We start from the raw sequence: 26,075 nt of genomic DNA on the forward strand, positions 1-26,075 counted from the left end.
GATGCCATCTGGGGTGGCAAGATTTGCGACGACGCGCCAAAAGCCTGTTTGCCCCCTTACCGCTCGACGAAGGCGCGCTGGAACTGATCCAGAATCGGCTTGAAAAGGTAGCTGAGCATGGTCCGGCTGCCGGTCTGCATGAACACTTCCGCGGGCATGCCCGAGCTGAGCTGCAGCCCGGCGAGCCGGCGGCGCTCCTCTTCCGGCAGCATGATCCGGACCGTGAAATAGGACGTGCCGGTCTGCTGGTCGCGGGTGGTGTCGGGCGAGACGTACGACACCTGACCGATCAATTGCGGCGTCACCCGCTGGTTGAAGGCCGAAAAGCGGACGAAAGCCTGCTGGCCCTTGCGCACCTGATCGATATCGTTCGGCTGCAACCGCGCCTCGATTTGCAGATCGTCGGAATCCGGCACCACTTCCATGACGGTGTCGCCGCCGCGAATGACTCCGCCGATGGTGTGCACGGTAAGCTGATGAATCACGCCCGACGTCGGCGCGCGCATCTCGATGCGCTCGAGCACGTCGCGTGCCGCGATGCTTCGTTCGCTGAGTTCGGCCTCCTTGCCCTGCGCCTCGCCGAGCTCCTTGACCACCTCCGTCCGTACGTCCTGGTCGAGCCTGACCATCTGAAGCTTTGCCTCGTCGATCTTGTTTTTGGTCTCGGCGATCGTGGAGATTAGCTGGCCGCGCTCGCCTTCGATTCTCGCGCTCTCGCGCTGCAGGGTCGTGAGCCGCGCCAGCGGTACCAGACGCTTGTCGAAAAGGTCCTGAACGCCGGTGAGTTCGCCGGTGATCAGTTCCAGTTGCTTGGCCTTGGACGCAACCTGCGCGTCGAGGCCGACGATCTCGTCGCCAAGCTGCGTTACCTTGCTCTGCAACAGCTCCTTCTGGCTCTCGCGCGCCGTCACCCGCGCCCTGAACAGCGAAGCCTCGGAGGCCAGCAACGTTTTGACACCGGGATCGTCAAGCCGCGCCGACATCTCGGCCGGTATCGCCGGCCGGGGCAGACCGTCGCGCTCGGCGGTCAGCCTCGCGATCTTCGCCCGCATTTCATCGAGCTGCTTGCTCACCACCTGCAGGCTGGCTTGCGCCTGCGTCGAATCCAGCCGCAGCAACAGATCGCCGGCGTTGACCCGCATGCCGTTGTGGACCGGAATCTGCGCGACCACACCGCCGGTCGGATGCTGGATGGTCTTGACGTTGGACTGCACCACCAGATTGCCCGGCACCACGACCGCGCCCGACAGCGGCACGAATGCCATCCAGCCGCCTGCCAGCCCGCCGACGACAAGCAGCGCCCGCAAGCCCGTGCGCAATTCACGCTCGAAGGCGCGCGCCGCCCGCAGCACGATGCTCTCGCCCGGCGCGTCCGCTACATCAGCCGACCCGTCGCGGTTGGCAAGGAAGGCAGCCCCTGCGGTCAGCCCATTGCGGACGACCCGCGTCACGGAACGCTCGCGCGGCACGGCGCCCGCAGGGGCCGGCGGCGCCAATTGGGGCGCCTCGATGCGAGGCGGCTCCCGCCGGTCGTCGATCTGCAAAAGCTCCGGTCTCGACCTCGGCATGTTCATGAGCGACGGATCGTCCGGCGCGATGATTGGACCGCGCGCCTGCCGTTCGTTCGACCACGGATTGCCGCGCGCGCCGGCCGCCGGTGGCGGAGCCATGAATTGCGGCTCACGCGCGACGCGTCCGCCGCGCGGCGCCGGAGGTTCGGCATCGAGAACGTCGGACCGGGACCCAAAGGGGCCGAGCCAATCCAGCACCCGTCCCATCTTGCCCTTTTTCTTCGACCGCTTCGGCCGGGCGGGACGCGAACGCCGCGCGCCCGGACGTGGTTCGTCATTCGCCGGACGACGAAGCGGCGGCCGCTGGTCCGGCAGATTGTCGAGCTCGAACGCCTGCCGCAATCGCTGCAGTTCGAGGATCAGCGCCTGGCCTTGCGGCGCCACGATCTCGTCGTCCGCTCCGCCGATCCGGCGTCGCACCACTCTTTCATCAGTGTGTCCGTGATCGAAATTCTTCATGATGAAACACTCTCGGCAAGCGAAGCGCGCTGATCTGCCTTTGCCTGCGGTGGGCCTGGCGGCGATCCCGGCGCCCCCTTGCCGTTGGCGTTGCGGACGCGCGCGAAGACTTCTTCGCGCGGGCCGAACGCGATCGCCTTGCCCTCATAGAGCACCATCGTCATATCAAGCGCGGAAAGCGCGCTCGGGCGGTGCGAGATGACGACGACGATGGATTTGTTCTGGCGCATGATGGCGATGGCGCGGGTCAAGGCGTTCTCACCGTCGGCATCCAGATTGGCGTTGGGCTCGTCGAGAACAATCAGAAACGGATCGCCGAATACCGCCCGCGCCAGCCCAACGCGCTGCTTCTGTCCAGCCGACAGCGAGATGCCGCCCGCCCCTATTCGCGTCGCATAACCTTCCGGCAGGCGCAGGATGATGTCATGGACGCCGGCGATCTGGGCAGCTTTTAGGATGGCGTCGGAAGTTGCGTGTTCGTCGAAACGGCAGATGTTCTCCGCCACAGTGCCGTCAAACAAGCCGACGTCCTGCGGCAGATAGCCGACGTGCCGGCCGAGATCCTCGTTGCGCCATTGATCGAGGGAGGCGCCGTCAAGCCGCACCGCGCCGCGATGCGCCGGCCAGATTCCAACCAGCGCCTTGGAAAGCGAAGTCTTGCCCGACGCGCTGGCGCCGAGCAGCGCCAGCCCCGCACCGGCCTTGAGCGAAAACGTAACGCCAGACACGATCGGCATGTCGAAGCCGGGCGCCGCCACCGCGAGATTCTGCACGGACAATTCGCGGCAGGGGCGCGGCAGCATGACCGGCGGCGCCGGAGGCGGCGCGGTCGCCTTGCAGATGTCGCGCAGACGGGCGAGGCCCTGGCGGGCGGCGGCCAGTTGCTTCCAGGTGCCGAGCGCGATTTCAACCGGGGCGAGCGCGCGCCCCATCAGGATCGACGACGCGATCATGACGCCGCCCGACGCCTTGTCGACCACGACGAGATAGGCGCCGATACCGAGCATTCCCGATTGCAGAATGTAGCGCAGCACCTTCGCGGCCGAGCCGAGATTGGCATAGACGTCGGTGGCGCGGATGTTTTCCTGCAGGTAGCGCTCATTCGCCTGCGACCAGCGCGCCGTCAACCGATCCGTCATGCCGAGCGCGCGGACGATTTCCGCGTTGCGCTGCGTCGCATCCGCCAGCACCTGGCGCTGCGCGTTCATGTCCATCGCCGCCTTGGCCGAATTGCGCGAGATCCGCTCGGTCAGCAAGGTCATCGCAATGATCGCCGCAGTACCCAGCAACGCCGTGAAGCCGATGGCGGGGTGAAACAGAAACAGCCCGATCAGAAAGACCGGGATCCACGGCATGTCCAGGAATGCGGTCGGCCCCATGCCCGACATGAAGGTGCGCACCTGGTCGAGATCGCGCAGCGGCTGCTGCATCAGGACCGGCTTGACGCCGCGCAGCGGCAAGGTGGCGAGCGCCGAATGGATCGAGCCTTGCAGGCCGGCATCGAACAGCGTAGCGACCCGGCACAGCATCCGCGACCGCATCGCGTCGAAATATCCCTGCACCAGGTAGGCGAACAGCACCATCAGGGACAGGCCGAACAGGGTCGCGAGGTTACGGCTCGGAATTACCCGATCGTACACCTGCAGCATATAGAGTGAGCCCGACAGCATCAGGATGTTGATGACGCCGCTGAATACGGCGACGCCGATCATGCGGCGCGCACTGGCGCGCAGCGCATTCGTGACGGGATCGTCAGCGGCCAGCGTCGAACGCAGGCCCGACACTGCGCGGGGCGCCGACGCTGCCCGCGCTCGGCCCTGCGTCTGACCGTCAGCGATACTCATTGAACTGCCCTTTGACCCGCTTGATCGGGTCTCCCTGCAGGTCTCCTTGACGCGCGATGCGGACCATTTTTCGGCAAGAATGCGACGAATGCCGATTGTTCAAGTTCGCCCTTGGGTCGAACGGTGGCAAACGCTCGGTTGTTGCCGAAACGGCGTGCACAACTCCGGCTAAGATGCCGGCACCGAAGACGCGGTGCGTCAGACAAGGGCCGCGACGCCCTTCTCGCGTGCGCTTCATTCGCCGTTTTCCCGCACGGCGTGCGTCATGGATTCGTCCGTCTATCACCTTGCTTCGGCGCTCATTGGTCGCTGTGTCGGCCGAATGACGCCATGAAGCTAAATGATCCTTCACCATGCGCGACGTCCCGCCCCCTGGCGGATGGCCGTGCCTATGCACCAATGGATTCGACTGGACAACAGGGGACGAACAATGGCTCGCTTGGCTCACGGGGATCAGCCCGACGCTGATCTCGATCTCCCGATCGATGAAGTCGCCAGCCCGCCAGTCGCTCCGGCTTCCCCGTCCACGACACCGCTCGAAGAACCGCCGCCGGCCAGCCAAACGACGTCACGGCCTGTCGGTTCGAATTTCTCCGACCTCGGCTCAACCTTCAACAGCATGGCGCGGACGCCGGTGGATGCCCCGCAGCAGAACGCACTCGGCGACGGCGCCCAAGCAGCCGGCAGCATTGCAAATCACACCAACGATCTCACCGCGGTGCAGACCAATCTGCTGGCCGAGCTCAATGCAGGCCAGTTTTCCGGCGCCGCGCTCGGCCATGTTCAGGCGATGCTGTCCGACATCACCAGCGCCATTTCGGCGGCCAACGCCTCGGTGAGCGCGGCAAGCTCGTTCGGCAACGCCGCCGGCGCAGAACAGGCGCTTCGCGCCAACCAACTCAGCGTCATCAATGCTGTCAGTACCGATCCCGTGCTGGCTAATCCGGCGCCGCCCGCGCCGCTGCCCACCGGCACCACCGCCACCGCGCCTCACAATCTCGCGGAGATCGGCGCGATCTTCGACGACGTCGCCAGCCAGATTCTCGGCGGGGTCAATGACGGTAACCGGGCGCAGATCACCGATGACATCAATGCTGTGATATCGGACATGCAGGCGCTGATGACCGCCAACCCGGAGATGTTCGACGGCCTGACCGGCGTCCATGCCGATGAGATCGTGCAGCAACTCCAACTCGAGCTCGTCTATATCAACGACCCCGAGATAAGCCCCACGGCGGCACAGGCCAGCGTCGACAACATCCTCGACATCCTCGACATCATCCAGAGCGATGCCAATCTGGCTGATATGGCGACGCAAGACGGCATCGGCGGCTTGTCGCCGCTTCCGGATGCCACCTCGCCGGCTCCGAAATATCTCGACAATGATGTGCAGACGGCGTTCGTGGCCAATTTCATTGCGCAGTCCAATTCGCTTGGAAAGCAAGCCGTCGACCTCGTGGGAAGCCAAGACAGCGAGGCGATCGCCGCTCTGATCGGCGATCTCAGGGCATTCGAGAACAGCGTCACCGATTTCGACGCGGACCTGGGCGGCATCCTCGGTGCCGAGATTGCCGCGATGATCAAGGGATTGCAGACCGGCAACGCGACGCTGGTCGTCGCTGCCGCGGATCAGATGCACGGCAATGCGGCCGATGCCGGCGGCAACAATATCCCAGTTACCGGCGGCACTTACAATCCGGACGGCCTGACGATCGCCGAGGCGCTGGGGATGCCGGCCGCGGAGACGCCGGTCGCCGAAACGCCGGCGGCGCTGGCCGCGGCGGCTAGCCCGGACGTACAACAAGTCGCAGCCCCCGCCATCAGCGGCGAGCCGGCAATGGTTGCGACTGCCGACGTGGAGACCGGTGGGCGTGGACCAAGCCAATTCGGGCATGCCCGAATTCGCACATCATTTGCATCACATGTGGGGATAGCGGCGCGCGGCGCGGCCTCCGGCGTCGCGGATGCTCTCGCGGCGCTGGAGGTCAATGCATCAGATCAAGAAGCGCGTTCGCCGATCCGGCTCACGCGGCGGGGCGCACAGAAGACCTGTTCATCGGCCTGCGCCCGCAAACGATCTAGACGATGACCTCAACAACGGCTTTGGGATCATCATTGGTACGACGGCGACATCGGCGGTTGGGGAAACAACGCCAACAGTTGCTGTTCGGTAAGTGAAGTAGCGGGGCGTATGTGTGAGGCAGCGTAAGACGGACTATGGGACCATCATTCTACACTGGACGTTCGTGGCTGCATTCGCCGTTGCGCTCGTCACCGGCTTACGCATTGCGACGGAAACGCCCGACCGGACCTGGATCAACTGGTTCGACGCCGTGCTGCCGCGCGACAGCGTTTGGATCGCCCATATGCAGGCGGCGGTCGTCCTGGTCGCCGTGGCGATCGGCTACGTCGTCTACATGCTGCGCTCCGGCCTCGGACGCCGCGTCCAGCTCGACAAGGTTCGCCTGCGCGGATTGTTCGGCCGCGGACAGGCCAGGTTGAGCGCCGTGATCGCTCTGATGTACTGGATTTTCTTCGTCACGATGTTCGGTTTGCTGGTCAGCGGCGGCGCGCTCTATTTCGGCTTCTACTCCGGCTACGACGTGGCGATGCTGCATTGGATGGGGACCTGGGTGATCCTCGCCTTTGTCGCCCTTCATGTCCTCACCCAATACAAAAGCGGCGGCATCTCGCAACTGCTGCGCATCTTTCGTCCAGCTCCACTGCCGGCGCCGCCGCCGCGGCTCGATGCCGTCGAGCTCTTGGGACTGCTGGCCGAGCGATCGGCGCGCCCGCCGGAATCCGAAGACCCACCGCCCGAGGTTGCATCGCATCCACTGCAGCCCGGCGCAGAGGCGCGCCGCGATCGGACGCGTGAGCCGGATCCGGCGCCGCGATCCCATGCCGGGCCTTCGAGATCGCGAAACCCGACCCTGCAAGCCAATCCGTTCCTCGTGGCGGCCGCCGCTGCGATCACCGGCGCTTCGCTCCTCGTGGCTACCGATCGGCTGGCGGTGGACGGTGTTCAGATCCGCCGCATCAATCCCGCCGACGCGCCGGTCCTCGACGGCGACACGTCCGATCGGGCCTGGCGCGGCGTCAAGCCGTTCTCGCTATTGACCGGAGAAGGCGGAAATTTCGACGGCAAGGGCGAAACCAGAATCGAAATTCGCGCGGTGCATGACGGCACCTATGCCTATTTCCTCTTCACCTGGGAAGATTCGACGCGCTCGCTAAAGCACCTGCCGCTCGTCAAGCAGGCCGATGGATGGCACCTGCTTCATTCCGGCTTTCAGCTTGGCGACGAGCATCAGTACAACGAAGACAAGTTTTCGGTGCTGCTGACCACGTCGGATGTCACGCTCGCGGGCGGGCGAACCTTTCATCCCGGGCCGCAGCCGGTCGCCGGCGCGCCGGCCACCATGAGCGGCCGCGGACTGCATTACACGGCATCCGGCTATGCCGACGTCTGGCAGTGGAAGGCCACGAGCGGCGCGACCGGATGGATGGACGATACCCATTTCGGGCCGCCGCTCGATCCGACCCCGATGCAGGCGGCAAACGTCGTTCCGTACAAGGGCGGCTTCGCGCCTGACCCCGGCACGGCAAACTACCGGGACAATTTCACCGTCGAGGCCGACACGTCAGGCGGTCCGCGCCGCAGCCGGCTGATCGCTCCGCTGCGCCTGCCCAAAGCCGTCGCCGACACGACGAACGCGATGGGCGATATCGACCTCGATCCCAATCACGGCGAAAGCGACGGCGCGCGCTGGTTCATGACTGAGCAGGATTCCCTGCCGTATTCGACCAACGTCGACGCCCGCATCCCAACAGGGACCGTGATCCCGGGCGTCATCCTGGGCGGCGAATTTTCAGGCGACCGCGCCGACATCAGAAGCGCAGCCCGCTGGGCTTCCGGCCACTGGGCGCTCGAGGTGAAGCGTCGGCTCGACACCACAAGCCAGTTCGACGTGCCGATCAAGACCGGCATCTTCATGCGGGTTGCCGCTTTCGACCACAGCCAGATCAGACATACACGGCACGTCCGTCCTATTCGTATCGAGGTGGAATAAATGTCAAGGATTTGCAAAGTCACTGTTAACAACGAGCCGTATTTGGCCAATCGCGGCGAGCTTCTGCTCGACTGGGCGTTGATGAACGGGGTCGATCTTCCGCATGATTGCCGTTCCGGAATTTGCGGCGCCTGCCGCGTGCGGCTCGTCGACGGCCAGGTATTCGGCGGCCATAGCCGGGGCGACGACATGATCCATGCCTGCCAGGCCCGAATCGTCTCCGATCTCGAAATTGCGATCGAGGCAGCTCCCGAGCCGGTGGCGCTGTCGGCGGAAGTGGCGCAGACCGTTCAGCTCGCGCCTGATGTGGTGGGTGTCGACATCGAGCTGCCGAAGCCGCTCGACTATCTTCCCGGCCAGTACTGCAAGCTGCAGTTTCAGGGATTCCCGGCAAGGTCCTACAGCCCGACCTATCCGCTGGAAGGCCGGCCCCACGATCGCATCCTGCACTTTCACATCCGAAAGGTCGCGGACGGCCTGGTATCCTCGGCACTCGGCCATGACATCCGCCCCGGCCATCGCGTCAAGTTGACGGGGCCGTACGGCCGCGCCTTCTTCAGGCAAGGCCATGCCGGGCGCATCGTTCTCGTCGCCAGCGGCACCGGTTTCGCTCCGATGTGGTCGGTCGCGGTCGCTGCGATCATGGAGCAGCCGCAGCGCGAAATGGTCTTCGTGGTGGTGGCAAGGAGCATCCGTTCGCTCTACATGCACGCGGCGCTGTGCCGGCTGGCGTTGTTTCCCAACGTCACGCTGATTCCGATGGTATCGGAGCCGCAAAATATCTCGCACGCCGTTCGCAGCGGTCGGCCAACCGATCATTTGCCAAAACTCACGCCCGATGACGTGGTCTACACCGCGGGCGCGCCGGCGATGACCGATGCGGTGGCGCGGATTGCGAAGGCTGCGGGCGCCCGATGCTACACCGATCCCTTTGTGCAGGAGCCGCGGACGGTGGAGCAGGCAGGCCTGATGTCGCGCCTCACCGGCTGGCTCAACGAGCCCAAGAGCGGCCCCATCCCGCCGCAGCCGGCGCGAGAGGAAAGTGCCGACCGCCGTTCGGCCGGGGCAGCCAGAGCGTTCCGCTAGAGCCGTCCGATATCGCCGCGAGATATCGCCGGGCGGGAGCGGGCACCCGTCGGATGATCACCTCATCCCGCGATCGGCCTAATTCGGCGCTCGTCTATAGACAAAAAAGACAAATAGCACGAAGGGAATTGCAAGGCTTATCCATGAGGCCGCATCCCAGACATTATCGCCGATAAGCGCGGCAATCAGTCCAACAATGCTCAAGATGCCGACGGCAAGAGGCGCGGCAAATATCTGACGCAGTGTCTGATGCGGACGTCTCATGGCGATCGTTACGACGTAGCAACCGAAGCGTCGATGGCCGACGGCCGCGCAATTGCACGCTCAACGCTCACGCCGGATTTCCGCCTGCGCATCCAAAGATAGACGCCCGTAACCAGGACCACGATCGTAAGGATATCGAGGACGGCCCACAGCACTTTCAGCGGCATTCCTCCATAATCACCGAAATGCAGGGGTTGCGAAATAAACAGTGTGGAGACGTACCACGGCATGTCGCGAGTGTCAGTCAATTGGCCCGTCTCGGCGTCAATAAGCGCTGGCTTCAGAAGCCTCGACGTGACCGGCGTATTGCCACGCAAGAAGACCGCATAGTGGCTCTTGCTGCTGAAGATTGTGCCCGGAAACGCCACGAAGCTCGGCTGCATACCGGGAACTGCCTTGGCGGCAACATCCACGGCGGAGTGAAGCGACGCCAAGCGCGCAGGCGGCGCCCGATCGCGGTACTGCGCGGTCATCTCAGCAAGCTGACCGAACTGCCATAGCTTGACCACCAGATCGGCCCAGGTGTTGATCACGCCGGTAAAACCCACCACGAGCGTCCACATCACCAGCAAAATGCCGGCCAGGTTGTGCAAGTCCAGCCATCGGACAATCCGCGTGCGCTTGCTGCGGTAGGTCCCAAAATTCAACTTCCTCATCGAGGGCGCATAAACGACAATCCCGGAGATGATGGCTATGCAGAACAGTATCCCCATCAAGCCAAGAAAGAGCTTTCCCGCGAGGCCCACGAACATGTCCGTGTGCAGCTTCAGCATGATATAGGTGAAGCGGCCAGTGACGTCGGGAGCGTCCAGGAATGCCGCCGTATGCGCATCCATGCGGACGAAGCGATTCTGACTGGGGTCGGACGTAATCGACTTGCCGACGCTCACGAACATCGCGTTGGGATCGTCACGATCCCAGACAAGGAAGTGCGGCACCTCGCCCGGCGTGTGCTTGAGCGCATTGGCGAGCAACTGATCCAGGTTGGCCGACGGTGTTCCTGCCGGCACTTCGGCAGGCTTGACCTGGCTGTGCAGCAGGTCGTCGATCTCTTCATGGAAGATCAGCGGCAGGCCGGTGATGCACAGCATCAGCATGAAGAGCGTGCAGATCAGGCTCGTCCATTTGTGGACGAGTCCCCATCGCCGTAAAGATCTTGTCGCTGCCGTCAATTGAACGTCCCTAGTTCCAGGTATATTTCAGCGTGCCGAGGACCGTACGCGCATTGCCGAGACCGCAATAGGGCAGACCGGTCAAACAGGATGCCACGTAGAAGTGGTTGGTCAGGTTCGTCACGTTAATCTGCGCCTTCCATCCCTTCCAGTCCGGCCGCGCATAGGCGAAGTCATAGCTGACGGCCGCGTCGAGCAGAGCATAGGACGGAATGACGAAGGTATTGAAGTTGTCGCCGTAGGTTTCGCCGACATAGCGAACGCCGGCACCGAGCCCAAGTCCGGCGAGCGGGCCGTCGTACCAGGTATACTTGCCCCAGACAGCGCCCTGATCCCGAGCCGTGCTCATCATGTATTTGCCGGCATAGCCCGCGATGCTTGAGGTCACGCGCGGATCGAGATGGCTGTACCCCGCCACGATCTCCAGCTCGCGGGTGAGGTTGCCCTTGAGTTCGAGCTCAAAGCCGCGCACCCGCACCGCGTCCGTCTGCACGTTGAAGAAGAAATTGGCCGGATCCTGGGTCAGCACATCCTTTTGACGGATGTCGAAGAGCGCCGCCGTGATCATGAAGTTCGATCCGTTGGGCTTGAACTTGACGCCGACTTCGGCGCCCTCACCCGTCGTGGGCTTGAACGACTGGCCGGCGCTATCGGCCCCGAGGTTCGGCGTGAACGACGTCGAGTAGCTGACATAGGGCGACAAGCCGACGTCGAACAAATAATTGAGGCCAACCCGGCCGGTCTGCGCCGAGTCGTCACGCGCATAAGTACCGGGCGGCGGATAGACCGACCTGCTGGTGAAATCGGTACTTGCCCAGTCCTGTCGACCGCTCACGGTCAACGTCCACCGGTCCAGCTTGATCTGATCCTGCAGATAAACGCCGGCCTGCGACAGCCTGTCATCACGAAGGATGAACGGGGCCAGGGATGCGAAGCTCGGAATTGCTGCATTATAGACCGGACTGTAAGCGTCAATCGGCGCGATACCGGCTGACCGATAGTCCGTGTTGGCCCATAGATTGAAATAATCGACGCCGACGAGAACCTTGTGGGTGAGCGGCCCCGTCATGAAGTCAGCCTGCAACTGATTGTCGAGTGCGACGTTGGCAGCGCGCGCCTTCACATAGTTGTAGGTGCGGGCAACAAGACGATCCGTCACCATACCCTCGGTGCGGACGGAAGCCAGATCGTTGCCGACGTCGGTGTAGCGGAAATTTTGCCGGAACTGGAGGTTGTTGTCGAACCGGTGCTCAAACGCGTAGCCGACCGCGAACTGCTCGAGATTATAGCCGTCAGCGCCGGGAACGCCGAGATAGCGGCTGTAAGGAATACGTCCGTTTGGATTGGGCAGGAAGGAGACCTCTCCGGGAACATATTGCTGATAGCCTTTGTTCTCAACGTTCTGATACTGCGAAAGAATAGTGAAGCTCGTATCGAGCGTCGGACGCCAGGTGAAGCTGGGTGCGATGAAGAGCTTGTTGTCCTGGACGAAGTCGGTCTGGCTGTTGCTGTCGCGACCAAGGCCGACGATGCGATAGAGGAACTCGCCATTCTTGTCGATCGGGCCGCCGATGTCGAACGCGCCCTGGAAGCGTTCGAAAGATCCGAACGAACCCACAATCTCGTATTGCGGTGTCGAGGTCGGCCGCTTGCTCACCATGTTGATCAGACCGCCCGGGTCGGACTGACCGTACAGACCTGACGAGGGTCCCTTCAGGACCTCCAATCGTTCCAGGCCGTAAGTTTCAATTCGCGGGATGGCGAACGTCGTATTGTCAGCCGGCAACCGCAAGCCATCCAGGTAGCGTGGAGCATCGAAGCCCCTCAGCTTGAAGGAATCGAAGAAGGCGTTTGCGCCAAAGCTTTGCACCGTGACGCCGGGTGTATAGCGCAGCGCTTCGGTGATGTTCTGGGCGCCCTGGTCCTGTATCTGATCCTTCGTCACCACCGAGATCGACTGTGGCGTCGTCAGAATCGGCGTATCGGTCTTGGTACCGGTCGCACTTTGGCTGGCAAGATAACCAACCACGGGTCCGTTGGCGCGTTCACCAGCCGCGCCGCGAGCACCGGATTCCACGTTCTGCTGCCGCGCCGGCGCAACGACCCGCCGCGTCGCGCCCTGCGAGCGCGCAGCTCTTCTTGAAGGTTGCGTTGGACGAGCTGCTTGCGGCGTCGGTGCATCGACCGTGACAGGCGGCAAACTAGACTGAGCCGAACTCGTGTCGCCAAGTACCAGGCAAAGCGCCATCATGCTTCCCGCGCCGAGCCAAGTCGCCTTGGTCACGTATTTTACCGACATCGCACACCCCATCATCGAGCCCCATCGATTTCATGCGGTCATTAGCAATGTCGTGCGTCCTATAAAGACGTCGCTCGTTAGAACGTCTACAAGGTCGCCGCTTTGATCTTCAGCTGTTGCGCGAAAGCCACTCGACGAGTCGTACTGCGTTGAAACGCCGTGCGACCAAACTTGAATCGCTCTAATTTAGAGTTATTCAGTTTTGTGAGTTCGTGCGACGCGACAAACGTTATCGTCGTGCGAAATATCCGGTCACGAAACAAGTGTACGAACCGCGCCTGGACACGGCGAACGACTTCGCTGAGAGGAGAAGGACTCGAACAGCTATTATTGGCAGTATGTGCATTTCGCGCTGGCAACCGCGTGAACTGGCGAACTTACAAAAGCTGCTGCACGTGCCGTATCAGCCGATTGATTATCCTTCCGAGATCGCTGCGATATACCGCCGAACGGACATTTCGAACGCCGCCTTTGCATTGTCGGCGATGTTGCGGCCCCACCATGCACCGTAGATGCGATCGAATGCCAGCGGCTCGACCGCACGTGCGATCCGGCGCACGGCTGCGGCATTGAGCGGGATGTAATTCGGATAGCTGTACATGAAGCTGAGAGAGCGGCGGTCCATCGCCACCATCGCGACATCGCCGGTGAGCAATGCACCACGGCCCTCCGCGCCGGCGCGCCAATGCAGAACCGTGCCGCCGGCAAAATGTCCGCCGGTCCGCACCAGCAGGATATCGTCCGAGAGCCGGTGGCTGTCGCCGGTCCATGGCACGATTGACCGATGCGGCCGCGTGACGAAAGCGCGGTCGTCGCCATGCAGATAGACCGGCACGCCGCCGAACGCTTCGCTCCAGTCGGCGACCGCGCCATAGTAATGCGGGTGCGAAACGGCAATCGCCTTCAAGCCACCGAGCGAACGGACGTAGTCGATCGCCTCGGGCGTGGCTAACGGCACGCAATCCCACATCACGCAGCCATCCGTTTTGCGCACGAGCAGCGCGCGCTGACCGATCGCAAAACTCGGCTTGAGTCCGATGCCGGGAATGCCGAGATCGTCACGCCAGACGAGGTTGTGATGTTGTGCCAATTCCTCGCGCGTGAGCCACGACTGTCCCTTCCAGTTCACATATTGCCGCTCGTCCTCGCAGACCGGGCACGCGGCCGGTGGCGCAGCACTTTCGGGAAACTGGGCGCCACATTGTTCGCAGGTCCATAGCGGCATCGGCATCACTCCTGTCGGAAGGAGTGATAACGCAAAATGGGAAGGCCGGCCAATGCGAGGCGCGGATCAACACTTAGTAACCGATCGCCGCCCCATCGCTGCGCGGGTCCGAACCGCCGCTCAGCATGCCGTTCCGCCGGTCGATGACAATGCCGTGCGCATGGCCTGCCATTTCGTTCCAGGGGTCCCAGCGGTTGATGGTGTGACCGCGCTGTGCGAGCGCATCGATCGCATCTGTGGGGAACCGTCCCTCGATATGCAGCGTGTCGCGCACCTCGCCGAGCGCGAACCGGCCGGACAGGAACCGCGGCGCCTCGATCGCTTCCTGGATATCGAGCCCGAAATCGACCATAGCGGAATAAAGCTGGAGCTGGATTTGCGGCTGGCCATCCGCGCCCATGCAGCCGAGCACGCTCCAGAGCTTGCCGTCGCGTTTGGCCATCGAGGCGATCAGCGTATGCAGCGGGATCTTGCCGGGCTCGAGGCGATTGGGATGATTGCGATCGAGCGAGAAATACGCGCCGCGATTTTGCAGGATGACGCCGGTGTTTCCCGCGACCCTGCAAGAGCCGAATGCGCCATACAGGCTTTGAATCAGCGACGCTGCGTTGCCGTCGCGGTCGACAGCGGCGACATAGACCGTGTCGCCGGCGAGGCTGCCGAAAGACGGGACCATGTCCCATTTCAATGCCGACCTCCCGTCGATCAGCCGGCCGCGCAGGCGCGCGTATTCCTTCGATATCAGTCGCTCGACCGGCACCTCGGCAAAGGAGGGATCGGCGAGCATCTGATCGCGGTCGTGATAGGCAATCTGCTTGGCCTGAACCATAAGATGCAGATGGTCAGGCCCCAGGAAATCCTTTCGGTGCAGTTCGTGCGGCTCGAGGAGGTTGAGCATTTCGAGCACGGTAAAGCCCTGCGTCGGCGGCGGCGTGTTGAAGATGGTGACGTCGCGGTAGCGGCCAGCAAGCGGCTCGCCCCAGATGGCCTTTTGCCGGCCGAAATCGGCCAGCCGAAACAGGCCGCCCTTCTCTTCCGAAACGCGCGCCATCTCCGCAGCGACATCCCCTTGATAAAAGCCCGACCATCCGCCATCCGCGATCGACTGAAGCGTGCGGGCAAGGTTTGTATTGGTCAGCTTCGTCCCCGGCCGCGCCGCCGCACCTTGCAGAAAGAACAGCGCGGCGGCCTCGCGATCCCCAAGCAGATCATCGCGCATCATCTCGATAAAGCTGGCGAGGCGGCCGGTGACCGGAAAGCCATCACGGGCATAGCCGATGGCGCTCTCGAGCACGCGCCGCAGAGGCAATCGCCCATGGACATCGTGCGCCTCGATCCAGCTCGCCACGGCGCCCGGCACCGTGAGCGTCGCCGGCACGATTCCCCGCAGCGGGATTTCCTTCAACCCTCGCTGCTCGATCGACGAAAGCGTAGCCGCGGCTGCCGCCTTGCCGCCGCCATTGAGGTAGCGGATCTCGCCGCTGGCGCCGTCGTGAATGAGCCAGAACGCGTCCCCGCCGAGACCGGTCATGTGCGGATAGACGACGGCCAGCACCGCGCTGGTCGCGATCGCGGCATCGATAGCAGAGCCGCCGGCGCGAAGCATGTCGATGCCTGCCGCGGAAGCCAGCGAATGCGGCGACGTCACCATGCCGTTTGACGCCAGCGTCACCGGCCGGCCGGTACGAATGTCCAATTCGGGCCCCTGGAATATGCCGAGCCGTCAGGCCCGGATTCGCCTGATCATGTACCTGCGATTCATGGTCAGGTCTCCTTGCTTGATGAAAGAAACAGCAAACCTGCGGATCGTCAGCCGCAGCACGAATCCTTGTCACGGTTGTCCCGGCTCGCAGCATTCCGGTTGGGCGGCAGGTCCATCGCCGGGTTCTCCGCAAAGAAGCCGTTCGGCTTCAGCGTAAAGCCGACATACTCGACCGGCATCACCGGAAAATCCTCGGGCCGGCAGACATGCGTCGCCCCAAAACTGTGCCAGACCACGATATCCTGGTTTTCGATGGTTCGGTTCTGGGCGACATACTTCGGCAGACCGTCGCCGCCGGCATGCTGGTTCGGAAATTCGCCGCTCGCGTAGCGCTCATCGGGCGCATAGCGCGTCACCCAGATGTGCTTGGTTGCAAAGCCACCGCGCGAGGTCATGTAGCAGCCCTCCTGCGCCAGCATCGCGGGCGCACTGTGCGCCATCAGCTTATACGCGGTCGGACCGCCAACGCTATTCTTCCTGTTGGGGTTGCTGATCTTCCAGTACCGCCCGGTCCGCCCGTCGGCTTCCCGGGCCGCGTCGCGCTCGCGCGAGAGCGTTCGGGCCGTGACATCGAACACGTTGCCGTATGGATTATCCGTGCCCCACGGCCGCGGGCGGAATTCGTGTTCGGTGACGGTGTTGCCTTCGCCGTCGAGCATCATGTGCAGGCGGGCATTGAAGAAGTGCTGATGGGTTGGGCCGCCGAGATTCTCGGCGACCATGCCGCCCCACGGGTAGTCCTTGCCTGCGGCGATCGCCGCGGTCTGGATGATGCCGGTCAGCTTGACTTCGAGCTGGATGGTGCCGTCCTGATAAAAATACCAGAAGAAGCCGTAGTCGTAGTTTCCGACTGTGGTGAAGAAGGATATGACGAGGCGGCGCGACCGCCGCACCTCGAACGTCTCGTTACGGAATTCGTAATGCTTCCAGAGGATCCCGTAGTCCTCCTCGTGCAGGCAGATCGCGTTCTTCATGATGCCGGGCTTGCCGTAGTCGTCGGCGACCGGCACGTCGAAATAATTGATATGGCCGAGGCAGTCGCAGCCGAGTTCGAGCGCGTTGGCGAGCTTACCCAGCCCATACTCGCCGGCATCGAAGGCGCATTTCCAGAAATGGTTCGCGGTCGGATCGGCATAGGGCACGATCATGTCGGTGACGCTGGCTCGATAAATGATTGGCCGTTCGAGCGCACCGTCGCGGAACGATATCTGGTGCAGCACGAGGCCCTCGCGCGCGGTCCAGCCGACGCGGAACGACCAGTTCTGCCAGCCGACCTTCCAGCCCTCGACCGTAAAGCTCGGGCCGTCCTTTTGCACGATGTCGAGCGGCTTGACGTCCTTGCGCGTTTGCGGGATCGAAGCCCGGTCGTAGTTGCGTGACTTTTTCGGGATCGGGATGATGTCAGGCTCGTCGACCAGATGGACGATCCTGTTCTCGATCAGGTCGACCAGCGCGACCACGCCCTCGATCGGGTGCGCATAACCGTTGTCCTTGAGATCCCTGCGCCAATATGACACGGCGCTGACCAGCCTGCGGCCCTTCTCCACCTCGCGGTCGAAATAGCCAGCCGAGAACGGATCGACCTGAACCAGCTCGATGTCCTTGTCATCGAGGCCGCGCCGCTTCATCGCGCGCCGCCAGTCCGCGTCGGCCTTGACGATGTCGCCGACCTTGAACACCTCCTCGATGGTGATCGGCGGCTGGCCGTAAGGATGCGCCTTGGTCGAATATTCGCGCCACGCCGTCACGGACTCTGATTCAAGGTCCACGGTGGCGACATGCGTCGCGCCGGTCTTGCAGTCGAACAGGGTGGCGGCAGCCCGCCGTGGCAGCCCAACGCCCGGCTCCCAGCCGAGGACGTCGGACTTGGCGGGCTCTTCGAGTTGCACGTGGGTAAATCGCGCATGGGGCCCGAGTCTCTTTTCTTTCCTCAATATTTCGGACGCCAGCGCGACTTCGGCCTCACTGAGCGGGTCGAGCGGGTGATCGGCATTTGTGCCGACAGATGGCGTTGTAGGTATCATATCGGACCGAATTCCCATGGACTGGCCGCAGGTTACGGCGGTCCGAGACGGCGTGTCTTGAATGAACCTGCCACGTCCGGCGCTGGTTCGGCCCTTGCCAGAGCCACCAATCCTGCGCGACGCTGGGGGTTCATCAACCGGATGTCGTCACGCGATGCCGATCAGCGTCTCCACCGACCCGATCCGCCCGACGGAGCGTCAGGCCTTCTGGACCGAGGCGATCTGCCGGTCTTTCGCCAGCATCGAGACCAAGCCGCTCGGCTCCACCGTCGTCAGCGGCCACTTCGAGTTCGTTGAGATCGGCGATGCCAAGCTCGTGCGCTTCGACAGCAGCCCGCAATGCTACACCCGCGATGCCAGGCTGGTGAGCCGGGCCGGCTCGGACGAATTCATGTTCGACTTTCAGCGGCGCGGCCGCAGCGCGATGGTGCAGGCCGGCAACGAGGGCACGATCGATCCGGGATATGGCGTGCTCTATGACGCGCGGCGTCCGTTCGAGGATCGGCTATTCGGCCCCGAACAGCGCGCGGAACTGCTGATCGCAACCGTCCCCGCCACGCCGCTGTTGCGGTCCATTCCCAGCGCGGAGCGATTATGCGCCAAGCCTGTGCCGCTATCCGGGACTGTTGCGCGTTCGATTGCCGCGATGGTTCGCAATGCGATTTCCTTGCCCGACGCGCCGGGGCGACAAGATGAGCCAGATATCGTTGCCTTTCTGTCGGCTCTGCTACGTCTCGCCGCAGGCGAGAGCCATCAACTCACCCGTCCCAGCCTGTTCCGCCTGATCGATACCTATCTGAGGGCCAATATCGCCGCTGTCCGGCCAGTGCCGGCGCTCGCCGCCGAATTCGGCATCTCGGAGCGGACCTTCCATCGCATCTTCGCCGACCGCGACACCACGTTCGAACGACATGTCCTTCATCTGCGGGTCGAGCTGTTACGCAACCTGCTGCGGCAGGCTTCGCTGGCCAACATTTCGATCGCGAGATTGGCGCATCAGTGCGGGTTTGCCGATGCCGCTCACGCTGCACGCGCGTTCAAGAACAAGCATGGCACCACGCCGCGGGATTTTCGCGCAAGCGTGCCGGTTCGGTTCTAGATTTTTGTTTTGACGCGTTTTCTTGACGCGAACCGGTGTCCACCCACGGATCAAGTCCGAGGGCATGCTTCGCTGGAAAACGCTCTAGGATGCGGCCATCGCCTGGTTTGAGTCGTAATAGCTGCGATACCAGGCCGCGAACCTCTGGATGCCGTCCTCGATCGGGGTTGCCGGGCGAAAGCCGACGTCGCGCACGAGGTCATCGACATCGGCATAGGTGGTCGGCACGTCGCCCGGCTGCATCGGCAGCAGTTCCTTGTTGGCCTTGCGGCCCAGCTCACGCTCGAGGATGTCGAGTACGAGCATCAATTCCTGCGGCTTGTTGTTGCCGACATTGTAGATGCGCCAAGGGGCGATGCTCGATCCCGGGTCCTGAATTCCGTCCAGCCCGGGCCCGGGCTGCCCGACCTGCGGCGCGCGATCGATCAGGCGGACCAGAGCCTCCGTCACGTCGTCGATATAGGTGAAGTCACGAAGCATCCGGCCGCCATTGAACAGCTTGACCGGATTGCCGCGGACAATCGCGTCCGCAAACACGAACAGCGCCATGTCAGGTCGATACCACGGGCCGTACACCGTGAAGAAGCGCAAGCCGGTGCACGGGATTCCGTAAAGATGGCTGTACGAGTGGGCCATCAATTCGTTGGCCTTCTTGCTCGCGGCATAAAGGCTGATCGGGTGATCGACATTGTCATGCACCGAGAAGGGCAACTTCCTGTTGGCCCCGTACACAGACGACGAGGATGCGAACAACAAATGACGGCAGCCATGGTGCCGGCATCCCTCCAGGACATTGGTGAAGCCAACCAGATTGGCGTCGACATAAGCGTGCGGATCCTGCAGCGAATACCGCACGCCCGCCTGCGCGGCCAGATGGATGACGATGGGAAACCGATGGCGCGCAAACAGCGCCGGTATCGCGACGCGATCCGCCACGTCCAGCTCCTCAAACTGAAAACGCGAATCGTTGCGCAGGATCGCGAGCCGGGCCGCCTTCAGTTGCGGATCGTAATATGAATTGAGGTTGTCGAGCCCGACCACGCGATGGCCCGACTGCAGCAACCGTTGCGCCACGTGGAATCCGATGAAGCCCGCGGCTCCCGTTACCAGAATTGCCTGATCCGGCATCATGCGTGCATCCTCCCCACCAGCCGTTGTCATGACGGCTCATGCTTGTCAGTACGCCACCGCTTTCGGCCGCCCCACGCCGCAGTACAGAAAGCCGTTCCGCCTCACCTCCTCCGGAGAGTAGATGTTGCGCAGATCGACAATCACGGGACAGGCCATGATGGTGGACAACTCCTTGAGGTCCAGCGCCCGGAACTGCTCCCATTCCGTGACAATGACGAGCGCGTGGCATCCTTTCGCGCAACGATAGGCGCTGTCGCAGAAGGTAACGTTCTCGAACACCTTCTTCGCCTGCTCCATGCCGACGGGATCGAAAACACGCACCTCGGCTCCCATGTCCTGCAGCGCGGTGATCAGCGGAATGGATGGCGCGTCGCGCATGTCGTCGGTATCCGGCTTGAACGTTACGCCGAGCACCGCAATGGATTTGCCCCTGATGTTGCCGCCGAACGCATTCGCGACCTTGCGCGCCATCGCCCGCTTGCGCTGGTCGTTAACCGCGACCACCGTTTCCACGATTCGCACCGGCGCTTCATTGTCCTGGCCGGTCTTGATCAACGCCATCGCGTCCTTGGGAAAGCAGGAGCCACCGAAGCCCGGCCCCGCATGTAAAAATTTCTGGCCGATCCGGTTGTCGAGCCCGATCCCGCGCGCGACTTCCTGCACGTTGGCGCCGACCTTTTCGGCGAGATCGGCGATCTCGTTGATGAAGGCGATCTTGGTGGCGAGAAAGGAATTGGCGGCGTACTTCGTCAATTCGGCGGTGCGGCGATCGGTATAGAGGATTGGGGACGCGTTGAGGTGAAGCGGTCGGTACACCTCGGCCATCACGCTGCGGGCGCGCGCGTCGTCCGTTCCGATCACGATCCGGTCGGGATGCTTGAAGTCGCGGATCGCCGCCCCTTCGCGCAGGAATTCGGGATTGGAAACGACAGCAACTTTGGCGTCGGGATTTTCTTCGCGGATGATACGCTCGACCTCGTCACCGGTCCCGACCGGGACCGTCGACTTGGTGACCACCACCGCCCGGTCGGGAAGTACGCCGGCGATCTCGCGCGCCGCCGCATAGACATAGGAAAGATCGGCATGGCCGTCGCCGCGGCGTGACGGCGTGCCTACCGCGATGAACACCACTTCCGCACCGCTGACGGCCGATTTCAGATCGCTCGAAAATGAAAGGCGGCCTTGGCCAACGTTTCGTGCCACCAGTTCGGCCAGTCCGGGTTCGTGGATCGGCATCTCCCCGCTGTCGAGGCTCGCAACCTTCTCCGCATTGCTGTCGATACAGACGACCTGATGGCCGAAATCGGAAAAGCACGCCCCTGACACCAGCCCGACATAGCCGGCGCCAATCATCGCTATATGCATTACGGTTCCTGTCTGAAAAGCCGCGCGGCCCAAAGGCCGTGCCGGCGGAGAGGCGGTGAAACGACGAGCTAGCTGCTCAATATCGATTCGCCGTCGAGATGCCGGGGAAAGAAGAAGAAGTTGTTGACGTAGAACTGTCCGTTCTTGCGACCGCCGTCCGGCCGCAGCGCATCGGCGTCCTGAAGCCTTCGGGAATCGAACTGTTCCACTCCGATCACGTCGTTGTCCTTCAGGAAGAACCCCCGATAGGATTTATTCCGGAAGAATTCGAACACCAAACGGGTCGCCTCGGCGCGGTGGCGGTCCTCCGCCTCGACCAGGAATACCGGCTGGCAGCGTTCCAGAAGCTCGACGGCGCCGTTCAGCACATTCAACTCGTGGCCTTCGACGTCGATCTTTACGAACGCCACGTCCTGGTCGATGACAGCGTCGAGCCGCGCGATCGGCACATGGGCGGAAACGAGTCTTGCCGATGAATCGGCTCGTGCCTCCAGCGAGGCAAGGCCGTACACTAGACCATCTTCGCCTTGCGGGATGAACAACTCGGCATCGCCGTCATGATCCGACAGCGCGATCTCGTGGACGCTCACATTGCGCGCCGAGGTTCGGCGCAACAACCTCGCCATCTGCTGCGAAGGCTCGAAGGCATGAACCTGCCGGGAAAGCCGCGCCAGCCGCCGCGTGTAGAGGCCGCAGTTCGCGCCGACGTCGACCGTCACCGCGTCGTCGGGAATGACCTTGTCGAGATAGGACAGTTCCCGCTCCGCCGATTTGGGGCGCTTCATGAAGTGCCACTGCAGCCATATCGAGGGAAACGCATCCTTCACCAGCTCCTTGACGTGTTGTTTTGTGTTCATTGCTGCTTCCCTTCGTGTCGCGCGCGCACGCCTCGTTGCGGCGTGCGCCGTCCTCGATGCGGATGCTGCCTCCCACCCCACCACACCTCAAATGCGGTCATAGATGTCCTGCACGCGGACGATGTCGTCCTCCCCGAGATAGGCGCCCGACTGGACCTCGATCAGGTTGAGGGGAACCTTTCCGGGATTCTCCAGACGATGCATGCATCCCAAGGGGACGAAGATCGACTCGTTCTCGCGCAGCAGGATTTCCTCGTCGTCGCGCGTAACGATCGCGGTGCCGTTCACCACGACCCAATGTTCGGCGCGGTGATAATGTTTCTGCAGCGACAGCTTGGCGCCGGGATTGACGGTGATGCGCTTGACCTGAAACCGCTCCCCGGCATGGATCGACTGATAGTATCCCCAGGGGCGATGGACGCTGTGGGTCTGGGTTGCCGAGCGATGGCCGTTTGCCTTCAGGCGCTCGACCAGCTTTCCGACGTCCTGGTCGCGTTTCCGGCTGGTCACCAGCACCACGTCCGGCGACGTGGCGATGACGAGATCCTCGACGCCGAGCGCCGCGACCAGTTGCCCGTCGCCCCGCACGTAGCAACCCGAAGCATCTTCCACTACCGCATCGCCAATCACGACATTGCCCGACGAATCCTTCTCCGCCATCGACCACAGGGCCGACCAGCTTCCGACATCGCTCCAGTCGAACGTGGCGGGAACGACTACCGCGTTGTCGGTCTTCTCCATGATCGCGTAGTCCATCGAGATGGTCGGACAGGCCTCGAAAGCGCGCTCATCAAGTCGGAGAAAATCGAGGTCGCGGGTTGCGCCCGTCAGCGCCTTGCGACAGGCGGCCAGGACCTCCGGCGCCCGGTGCGCCAATTCGTCGATGAACTGACGCGCCGGCAGCAGAAATATCCCGCTGTTCCAGACATGCTCGTCGCAGGCCAGCAGGCGCTCGACCGTCACCAGATCCGGCTTCTCGACGAAGCTGGCGACGTTACGAATCGGAGAAGCGGCTTCCAGCTCATCGCCCATCCGGATATAGCCGAATCCGGTCGCTGCCGACGAAGGCCGCACGCCGAACAGAACGAATCGGCCGTAGCGCGCGGCTGTGATGCCCGTCGATATGGCGGCGCGAAACGCGGCGTGATCCCGCACCCAGTGGTCGACCGGCATCGCCAGTATCACGGCGTCGGGATCGGCCTCGCTGGCGAGCAGCGCTGCGACCGCGACCGCAGGAGCGGTGTTTCTTCCGAACGGCTCGAGCACGATGGTCGGGCGATCGACGCCGACCGCGCGCAACTGCTCACCGATCGCAAAACGATGCTCGGCGTTTGCGATCACCATCGGGTCGGTAAACAGCGAGCGATCGTCGACCCGTAGCGCCGTTTGCTGCAGCAGGGTGTTCTCGCCGAGCAGCGAGAGCAGTTGCTTGGGATAGGTTTCGCGCGAAAGCGGCCACAGCCGCGAGCCGGCGCCACCGGACAGGAGAACGGGTACGATACGGCCGCGCGGCTCGATCATCGGCATTGCATGGTCCTTCGATGTTGCGACGTTGAGCTCGGTCAGAATCCGCTTCCCGACAGGAATTCTTTGCGGATCGTGCGGATGATGATCATGATGTCCATGCGCAGCGACCACCGCTCGATGTAATCGAGATCGTAATCGATCCGTGAAACCGCCGGACCGAATTCGGCCGTGCTTCCCCTGCAGCCGCTGACCTGCGCGAGCCCGGTAATGCCCGGCCGCGCCGTATGCCGCTGAAAATAATAAGGCACGAGGTGTTCGTAGGGCAGATCCGCCGCCAGCATTCCCGGCACATGCGGCCGCGGCCCAACCAGCGACATATCGCCCTTGATCACGTTGATCAGCTGCGGAATTTCGTCGAGGCTGGTCTTGCGCAGAATTCGCCCCACCGGCGTCACGCGCGCGTCGCCCTGAACCGTCTGCCTTACGCCGCGCACATCACCCGCATCCGCGCGCATGGTGCGGAACTTGTAGATCTTGAAGCGGCGATTGCGATAGCCGTATCGATACTGGAAGAACAGCACCGGGCCCGGCGACGTCAGCTTTATCGCAACTGCGATGACGATCAGGAGCGGCGCGAAGAACAGTAATGCGCCGCTTGCCGCAGCAATATCGAACACACGCTTCGCAAGCGACGAGGACGGTTCGTTTCGTGCCCTTCGGCGCGACCGCCGGCGGGCTCGATACGCGCCATGCGTACCGCCGCCGGCAAATTCGACAGGACGGACTGATATCTCAGTTCGCTCTCTTCGAATCGGCGCAACGTTGCTCCTCGGCGCAACGTCGCTCCGATCGAAGTTGGCTGTCACGATGGAGGCCATGACTCTCCTCTCTGCGGGAACCGGACTGTGAATCAAGCGCGTGGAATTCACCCGACAGCGAGTGCGACGATTTCGCAGCAGCGAACGTCCGCACTTCGCGGTCGCTAGACTTTCCAGAATCTTGAGCGAAGTTTGGCGCAAATGCGAAAACGGTGCCGCGCCACCACGGAACTGAATCGTTAACGAGATTTGTGCGACGCGATATTCCGATTTGTTCGGAGATGCTTAGACTCGATTTGCCTGGTTAATGAGCTGCGCGTGACTCGAGGCTGCCATGCATAATCGAAAAGCGCGGAACAAATTCCATTGTTCGATTCTCGACGAATGTAGCTTCGCTGCACGGGCAACAAATGCCTGTCTCGTCGTTGTTTTGATCGAGTTTGTTAATCGAAAGCCAAGCGATCCTCTGCAGCCTGACGACTGGTAGTGACTAAGGCGCACGGGCTGGCGCGGTGGTCGCAACGTTTGGAAAGAAAACAGAGACGGCAGCGATTCGCGAGCCGTCCACCTTGCGGAACGCTTCCAGGGAGGCGCCCATGATGGCCGAACGTCTGCACAGCCGTGCGCTGGTGCCGCACGGCACATTGTCGTCCGATCGCAGGCTGAGGAACCGCATCATCATCGCGAACGCGGTTGCGTGGATTGCGATCGTGATCCTGATCTGCCTGCTCTTTTTCTAATCTATTACTTGTGGCCGCATCTCGGCGCATGGTGTCATGGATTGACCGCCGCGCGGTTCCATGATCGACATCGCACACCATGCACCAAACGTCTGCGGGACCTTCACGCTCCGTTAACGCTTCGACGCCTGCCGATACACGCATCTATGCGGTCGGCGACATCCACGGCCGCGCCGACCTGCTGAGCGAGATCATTGCACGCATCGACGATGACATAAGGCGTAGACCGATCGCGCACTCGGTCGAGATCTATCTCGGCGATTATGTCGATCGCGGACCACACTCCAGGACGGTGATCGACCTGCTCACAGTCAGACTCGTTGCCCATCACGCGGTATGTCTACGCGGCAACCACGAGGCCGTGATGGAGGGGTTCCTTCAGGATCCGGCCATCCTGCAGTATTGGCTACCATTAGGCGGCATGCAGACGCTTGCATCGTATGGCGTTGAACTGCATGACGAAACCGCGACGGCGAACGAAGTGCATCGCCGCTTTCTCGAGGCGTTTCCGCGTGCACACGAACTGTTCATGCAGTGTTTGCGCAATCAGTTCAGGTGCGGCGATTTCCTGTTCGTGCACGCCGGCATTCGTCCGGATGTCCCGATCGAGCATCAGGATCCCAACGACCTGATTTGGATTCGCGATGCGTTCCTGGACTCTACACGGGATCACGAACAATTCATCGTGCACGGCCATACGCCGGTGCCGCATCCGGATATCAGACATAACCGAATCAACATCGATACTGCTGCGTGGCGAACGGGAACATTGACCTGCATTGCGATAGAAGGATCGGCGATTCTCTTCCTGTGACTCGC

General features: G+C 62.6%; 18 protein-coding genes. 6 read left to right on the top strand and 12 right to left on the bottom strand.

Going from position 1 to position 26,075, the window contains the following annotated elements; all coding sequences use genetic code 11:
• Positions 1–56: 56 nt before the first annotated feature.
• Positions 57–2,030 (bottom strand): HlyD family type I secretion periplasmic adaptor subunit, encoded by a 1,974-nt coding sequence (locus V1292_RS03690; protein ID WP_334370360.1) that lies wholly within the window; start codon positions 2,028–2,030, stop codon positions 57–59.
• Positions 2,027–3,742, bottom strand: a complete 1,716-nt coding sequence (locus tag V1292_RS03695; RefSeq protein WP_334376929.1) for a type I secretion system permease/ATPase — start codon at positions 3,740–3,742, stop codon at positions 2,027–2,029. The genes V1292_RS03690 and V1292_RS03695 overlap by 4 nt, the downstream gene beginning before the upstream one ends.
• 562 nt (positions 3,743–4,304) lie before the next feature.
• Here V1292_RS03695 and V1292_RS03700 point away from each other — a divergent pair.
• The 3 genes from V1292_RS03700 (at position 4,305) to V1292_RS03710 (ending at position 9,033) form a co-directional block, all read left to right on the top strand.
• The gene (locus V1292_RS03700; RefSeq protein WP_334370361.1) at positions 4,305–5,963 is read left to right on the top strand and encodes a hypothetical protein; all 1,659 of its coding nucleotides are present in this window, start codon (positions 4,305–4,307) and stop codon (positions 5,961–5,963) included.
• A gap of 106 nt (positions 5,964–6,069) precedes the next feature.
• Positions 6,070–7,947: an ethylbenzene dehydrogenase-related protein gene (locus V1292_RS03705; RefSeq protein WP_334370363.1), complete on the top strand. Its 1,878-nt coding sequence runs from the start codon at positions 6,070–6,072 to the stop codon at positions 7,945–7,947.
• Entirely contained in the window at positions 7,948–9,033 is a 1,086-nt protein-coding gene (locus tag V1292_RS03710; RefSeq protein ID WP_334370365.1) for a 2Fe-2S iron-sulfur cluster-binding protein, read from the top strand.
• A 272-nt stretch (positions 9,034–9,305) separates the two neighbouring features.
• On the opposite strand, the gene V1292_RS03715 is transcribed toward V1292_RS03710, so the two are convergent.
• The 5 genes from V1292_RS03715 to V1292_RS03735 form a co-directional block, all read right to left on the bottom strand.
• Positions 9,306–10,469 carry a PepSY-associated TM helix domain-containing protein gene (locus tag V1292_RS03715; RefSeq protein ID WP_334370367.1) on the bottom strand — a complete coding sequence of 388 codons (1,164 nt, stop codon included), beginning with the start codon at positions 10,467–10,469 and terminating at the stop codon, positions 9,306–9,308.
• Positions 10,470–10,479: 10 nt separating this feature from the next.
• Positions 10,480–12,720, bottom strand: coding sequence for a TonB-dependent siderophore receptor (locus V1292_RS03720; protein ID WP_442895597.1), 2,241 nt, complete (start codon positions 12,718–12,720; stop codon positions 10,480–10,482).
• Between the two features lie 463 nt (positions 12,721–13,183).
• Positions 13,184–13,993 (bottom strand): MBL fold metallo-hydrolase, encoded by an 810-nt coding sequence (locus V1292_RS03725; protein ID WP_334370371.1) that lies wholly within the window; start codon positions 13,991–13,993, stop codon positions 13,184–13,186.
• Positions 13,994–14,066: 73 nt separating this feature from the next.
• Positions 14,067–15,689, bottom strand: coding sequence for a gamma-glutamyltransferase (ggt, locus tag V1292_RS03730; protein WP_334370372.1), 1,623 nt, complete (start codon positions 15,687–15,689; stop codon positions 14,067–14,069).
• A gap of 113 nt (positions 15,690–15,802) precedes the next feature.
• Positions 15,803–17,779, bottom strand: a complete 1,977-nt coding sequence (locus tag V1292_RS03735; RefSeq protein WP_334370374.1) for a primary-amine oxidase — start codon at positions 17,777–17,779, stop codon at positions 15,803–15,805.
• Between the two features lie 154 nt (positions 17,780–17,933).
• Between V1292_RS03735 and V1292_RS03740 the strand changes: the two genes are divergently transcribed.
• Positions 17,934–18,878 carry a helix-turn-helix domain-containing protein gene (locus tag V1292_RS03740; protein ID WP_334370375.1) on the top strand — a complete coding sequence of 315 codons (945 nt, stop codon included), beginning with the start codon at positions 17,934–17,936 and terminating at the stop codon, positions 18,876–18,878.
• Between the two features lie 84 nt (positions 18,879–18,962).
• On the opposite strand, the gene V1292_RS03745 is transcribed toward V1292_RS03740, so the two are convergent.
• The 5 genes from V1292_RS03745 to V1292_RS03765 all read right to left on the bottom strand — a co-directional run bounded on the left by V1292_RS03745 (position 18,963) and on the right by V1292_RS03765 (position 24,375).
• Positions 18,963–20,006, bottom strand: a complete 1,044-nt coding sequence (locus V1292_RS03745) for an NAD-dependent epimerase (protein ID WP_334376930.1) — start codon at positions 20,004–20,006, stop codon at positions 18,963–18,965.
• A 48-nt stretch (positions 20,007–20,054) separates the two neighbouring features.
• Positions 20,055–21,374 (bottom strand): UDP-glucose dehydrogenase family protein, encoded by a 1,320-nt coding sequence (locus V1292_RS03750; protein WP_334370376.1) that lies wholly within the window; start codon positions 21,372–21,374, stop codon positions 20,055–20,057.
• 68 nt (positions 21,375–21,442) lie between these two features.
• Positions 21,443–22,231: an FkbM family methyltransferase gene (locus V1292_RS03755; RefSeq protein ID WP_065743765.1), complete on the bottom strand. Its 789-nt coding sequence runs from the start codon at positions 22,229–22,231 to the stop codon at positions 21,443–21,445.
• Positions 22,232–22,318: 87 nt separating this feature from the next.
• Positions 22,319–23,752 (bottom strand): mannose-1-phosphate guanylyltransferase/mannose-6-phosphate isomerase, encoded by a 1,434-nt coding sequence (locus tag V1292_RS03760; protein WP_334376931.1) that lies wholly within the window; start codon positions 23,750–23,752, stop codon positions 22,319–22,321.
• 41 nt (positions 23,753–23,793) lie between these two features.
• Positions 23,794–24,375 (bottom strand): sugar transferase, encoded by a 582-nt coding sequence (locus V1292_RS03765; RefSeq protein ID WP_334370378.1) that lies wholly within the window; start codon positions 24,373–24,375, stop codon positions 23,794–23,796.
• Between the two features lie 737 nt (positions 24,376–25,112).
• Between V1292_RS03765 and V1292_RS03770 the strand changes: the two genes are divergently transcribed.
• Positions 25,113–25,256, top strand: coding sequence for a hypothetical protein (locus V1292_RS03770; protein ID WP_334370380.1), 144 nt, complete (start codon positions 25,113–25,115; stop codon positions 25,254–25,256).
• A gap of 79 nt (positions 25,257–25,335) precedes the next feature.
• Positions 25,336–26,070: a metallophosphoesterase family protein gene (locus V1292_RS03775; RefSeq protein ID WP_334370382.1), complete on the top strand. Its 735-nt coding sequence runs from the start codon at positions 25,336–25,338 to the stop codon at positions 26,068–26,070.
• Positions 26,071–26,075: the final 5 nt, after the last annotated feature.

Source organism: Bradyrhizobium sp. AZCC 1719 (assembly GCF_036924525.1).
Taxonomy (GTDB): Bacteria; Pseudomonadota; Alphaproteobacteria; order Rhizobiales; family Xanthobacteraceae; genus Bradyrhizobium.

Excerpts from the sequence above, each read along its gene's own strand:
- V1292_RS03690 (WP_334370360.1), bottom strand. The coding sequence starts at position 2,030 with ATGAAGAATTTCGATCACGGACACACTGATGAAAGAGTGGTGCGACGC.
- V1292_RS03695 (WP_334376929.1), bottom strand. The coding sequence starts at position 3,742 with ATGATCGGCGTCGCCGTATTCAGCGGCGTCATCAACATCCTGATGCTG.
- V1292_RS03700 (WP_334370361.1), top strand. The coding sequence starts at position 4,305 with ATGGCTCGCTTGGCTCACGGGGATCAGCCCGACGCTGATCTCGATCTC.
- V1292_RS03710 (WP_334370365.1), top strand. The coding sequence starts at position 7,948 with ATGTCAAGGATTTGCAAAGTCACTGTTAACAACGAGCCGTATTTGGCC.
- V1292_RS03720 (WP_442895597.1), bottom strand. The coding sequence starts at position 12,720 with ATGATGGCGCTTTGCCTGGTACTTGGCGACACGAGTTCGGCTCAGTCT.
- V1292_RS03725 (WP_334370371.1), bottom strand. The coding sequence starts at position 13,993 with ATGCCGCTATGGACCTGCGAACAATGTGGCGCCCAGTTTCCCGAAAGT.
- V1292_RS03735 (WP_334370374.1), bottom strand. The coding sequence starts at position 17,779 with ATGATACCTACAACGCCATCTGTCGGCACAAATGCCGATCACCCGCTC.
- V1292_RS03740 (WP_334370375.1), top strand. The coding sequence starts at position 17,934 with ATGCCGATCAGCGTCTCCACCGACCCGATCCGCCCGACGGAGCGTCAG.
- V1292_RS03745 (WP_334376930.1), bottom strand. The coding sequence starts at position 20,006 with ATGCCGGATCAGGCAATTCTGGTAACGGGAGCCGCGGGCTTCATCGGA.
- V1292_RS03750 (WP_334370376.1), bottom strand. The coding sequence starts at position 21,374 with ATGCATATAGCGATGATTGGCGCCGGCTATGTCGGGCTGGTGTCAGGG.
- V1292_RS03755 (WP_065743765.1), bottom strand. The coding sequence starts at position 22,231 with ATGAACACAAAACAACACGTCAAGGAGCTGGTGAAGGATGCGTTTCCC.
- V1292_RS03760 (WP_334376931.1), bottom strand. The coding sequence starts at position 23,752 with ATGATCGAGCCGCGCGGCCGTATCGTACCCGTTCTCCTGTCCGGTGGC.
- V1292_RS03770 (WP_334370380.1), top strand. The coding sequence starts at position 25,113 with ATGATGGCCGAACGTCTGCACAGCCGTGCGCTGGTGCCGCACGGCACA.
- V1292_RS03775 (WP_334370382.1), top strand. The coding sequence starts at position 25,336 with ATGCACCAAACGTCTGCGGGACCTTCACGCTCCGTTAACGCTTCGACG.